This window comes from Bradyrhizobium sp. WSM4873 (assembly GCF_055811355.1).
Genome location: NZ_JBVVPS010000085.1, coordinates 1 through 3165, shown reverse-complemented (window position 1 = coordinate 3165; position 3165 = coordinate 1). Strand labels below are relative to the sequence as shown.

The 3165-nt window shown below is 58.4% G+C and carries 2 protein-coding genes and 3 pseudogenes; 3 read left to right on the top strand and 2 right to left on the bottom strand.

Annotation, left to right across the window (positions count from 1 at the left end; genetic code table 11):
• Positions 1 to 75: 75 nt before the first annotated feature.
• Positions 76 to 370 (top strand): annotated as a pseudogene (locus tag AC0L21_RS37775) (integrase core domain-containing protein); the annotation flags it as partial.
• Between the two features lie 644 nt (positions 371 to 1014).
• Here the strand turns inward: AC0L21_RS37775 and AC0L21_RS37770 are convergent.
• Positions 1015 to 1440, bottom strand: coding sequence for a hypothetical protein (locus AC0L21_RS37770; protein WP_473256487.1), 426 nt, complete (start codon positions 1438 to 1440; stop codon positions 1015 to 1017).
• Between the two features lie 776 nt (positions 1441 to 2216).
• On the opposite strand from AC0L21_RS37770, the gene AC0L21_RS37765 reads away from it, so the two are divergent.
• The gene (locus tag AC0L21_RS37765) at positions 2217 to 2636 is read left to right on the top strand and encodes a hypothetical protein (RefSeq protein WP_473267046.1); all 420 of its coding nucleotides are present in this window, start codon (positions 2217 to 2219) and stop codon (positions 2634 to 2636) included.
• 16 nt (positions 2637 to 2652) lie between these two features.
• Here AC0L21_RS37765 and AC0L21_RS37760 read toward each other — a convergent pair.
• Positions 2653 to 2801: pseudogene (locus tag AC0L21_RS37760) on the bottom strand (IS66 family transposase); the annotation flags it as partial.
• 124 nt (positions 2802 to 2925) lie between these two features.
• On the opposite strand from AC0L21_RS37760, the pseudogene AC0L21_RS37755 reads away from it, so the two are divergent.
• A pseudogene (locus AC0L21_RS37755) lies at positions 2926 to 3165 on the top strand (hypothetical protein); the annotation flags it as partial.

Genomic DNA, 3165 nt, shown 5'->3' with positions numbered 1-3165 from the left:
CGCCGGCGGAGGCGCTTGACGATCTTCTGTTATGAGTGAAAGTAACTGGTGTTGCGACGACCGTTTGAATCCGCCCAATACGTCTCGATCAAATACACCGAGCGCCTGGCCGAAGCTGGCATCGAACCTTCCGTCGGAAGCGTCGGAGATTCCTATGACAATGCTCTCGCCGAAACCATCAACGGCCTCTACAAGGCGGAGGTGATCCATCGGCGCGGACCATGGCGCAGCTTTGAGGCCGTCGAGTTCGCTGGAATGGGTGGACTGGTTCAACAACCGGCGGCTCCTCGAGCCCATCGGCAACATCCCGCCGGCCGAAGCCGAGCAACGCTACTACGCCATGCTGGAACGACCCGCCATGGCGGCATAACTTAAACCAAATGGCCTCCGGCAAACCCGGGGCGGTTCAGCTTACTTTCGGCGCTGGCGCCGCTTGGGATCTGGCCAGCTCTCGATCCGCTGCTCTCACCGAGGCAGCGTCACGCGGGCGGCTTGCCCAGGCTGATGCGATGGCAGCTCTTGAGAACGGACAGCGTTCGCGATATGAGGCGCATCAATGCCGAGAAGCTTGGCCGCTTGCACGCGGCTAACGGCAATTATCGCAGCGTTTTGAAGATCAAGCTTGCTGCCTGAGATTTTAAGGCTGCAAGACTCGACAAACAACTAACGTGTTGCGTTCGTGCTTTGCACGCGCATCGCTCTGAAAATCACGCTGCTTTCTGCGAATCATACGAGCCGGCGATCTGTCGACGACATCGGAGCCGTTTCGATCGTTATGCGGGCGATCGATCCACCGCGGAGATCAGGAGCGCGTGTCGCGCTGTTGGTGATCGGGTGTGGTTTATCGCAGCTGGCCTGGCCGGGGAGCGCTCGCAAGCGTCTATCAAGGCAACGATCCGTCCACGAAGGTGAAAAAGGGTACCAACTGAGGCGGCCTTATTTCAGCTTAGGGCGGAGGTTCTCATCCGGGCTGGGGTTTGGCGTCTGGTCGGTCCACGAGTTTACTCTCTGCTTTTATGCGCGCTTGGCCTCGTCGGCGGCGAAGCGGGCGGCGATGGCATCAACAACGGCAAGTCGTGCCTGTTCAACCGATGCGATCGCGTAATCGATGGCGAGGCCGGCGTCCGACTCCAAGTTCGCGGCGCGTGTCTCGGCTAGCTTTACGCTGAGACCATGCTTTGCTTCGACTACATGCGCCTTGAGGGCGTTGACGTCGGCAGTGATTTTCGCTTGCAGCGCTTTCATATCTCTGGTGGCCGAGTCTCCGGCAGACTTGATTTGATGGTTGACCTTTTCGACGGCGATCTTTGCAGCAGAAAGCGCCTCTGCCTTCCGCGCTTCGATCTTGTCGTGCGCTTCCGTTCTTGCGGCTGAGAATGCGTTTTCGGCGCCTTTTGCACGTACCGACAGGTCCGCGAGCTGATCTGAAAGTCGCGTCATTTGCTGCTCCTTGTGAAGACTCGCACGCAAGCACGCCGTCGTTTAAGCCGCGTTGATCTGGGTCAATTCGTCTTTGCCCAGCATGCGGTCAGAGGCGGGTTGTTCATAGATCGGTGGTCCAACCTACCTTCAAGTCGTGCTTCCGCGGACAAGTGTTCGTGAAAGGACGCTGGTGCTGCCTTCTTTGCCGAGGGCAGTTGTCGGCGAAGTCAACAAAGAGGGTCTCAATTTCCCGTGCCTTTCATAGTCGGCGACACCTTATACCATCAGCAGAAGGCAAGAATTGTGACCAATTAAGTACTAACCATTCGCGAGGGTCCGTTCCGGCTTTCGCCAGTCTTCATATCCTGTTCGGCCGGCAGACCAATCCAGATGTCCACATCCCCATCCTCCGACAGCCGGTTGCGGTCTGATTCACCAGATGGATCCACTCGGCGTCATCGAGCCCCGCAGGTTCGACCACCGGCCTACATCGTTTTCGGTCCTCCGCTGCCGTATGCAGTACGCCATGACGTATCCGATGCGAGAGGCAGTTACGCAGTTGAGACTCTCATCCTTCGTCTCGCAAGTTGGTCGATTGTTGACGAGATCAGCATCCGCGTGCATGTTCTGGAGATCCGAGGCGGCATCTTCAGCCGTTGTCATCTCCAGCAAGGATCTTTGCACCGCGCACTCCGGCGAGAACCAGGGATGAAGGGCGTGAGTCGACAGAGGGTCACGAACTCCCCTAAGATATCAAGCGAGTAAGTTCGCGGAAGCTGGGAACGGGTGGGCCAGTGAACTTGCAGGTGACGGTTCTCAAGGTGCTGGTCAGCTATCCAGACGGCTTCGCCGCCATGGCGGACCTCAAGCGAGATATGGCGATTCTGGCCACGAGCGGACCGGACTGGGCCGAACGGACGAAGCGGTTGGCCGTCCGCGTGCCCGGCTTGGATATCTTCTCCCAAGGGCTCATTGAGCGGATGAACGGCGGATGGCGTGTCACTGATAAAGGACGCGCGGTTCTCGTGATCATGGAGGCGCGGCCCACACCCGCTCAAAAAGCAAGGGAGCTGCCTAAGATCCTCGCGGCCGAGGAGCCGGCGCCAGCCGCGACTCTGCTAGGGACGCCCTCGATAGCGCCGGTTCGACGCACGCGGGAACGAAGGCGACGCCACCGCGATGCTGCACAACCAAGGCAAGCGACCGCATCGTAACGAAGCTTGGTTCTCGAACAGCGCATTTCTGGTTGAGCGTGACCAGACGGATCGAACAGTCGACGATGTTGTTGTCGAGCTCGATGCGCCATCATCGACAAAGCGCGTGGCACCCTGCCAGCGAGATAACGTCCAGCGGATGGTGACGGCGAGCTTGGCATTTTGTCTCTAGCGCCAATATTGGTGTTGGGCTGCCAGTAATCCTTAGGGCGGAGACATTGGTAGCACGAATGCCAAAGCACCTACCTGGTTTGGCAGGCTGCTGACTATCGTGCCGTGGGTAGACTTCTTGAGCGACGATTTAGCGGAACAAGATCACCTTGCAATCTCAAACGGTGCTTTCGACTGCTTGCAGAAGGCATCCTTCGATGAATCGACATCCATCGAGCTCACGTCCTATCGGTCCTGCGTCCTCAAAATTTACAGCTCTGCGCTCGGAAGCGGCATTATGGAGGCTGAGCCGGGCATCACCTCGGCGCATGCGAGCATTCGGGCAAGAACCGTCTGGACGATTGTCCTCGGCTTTGCC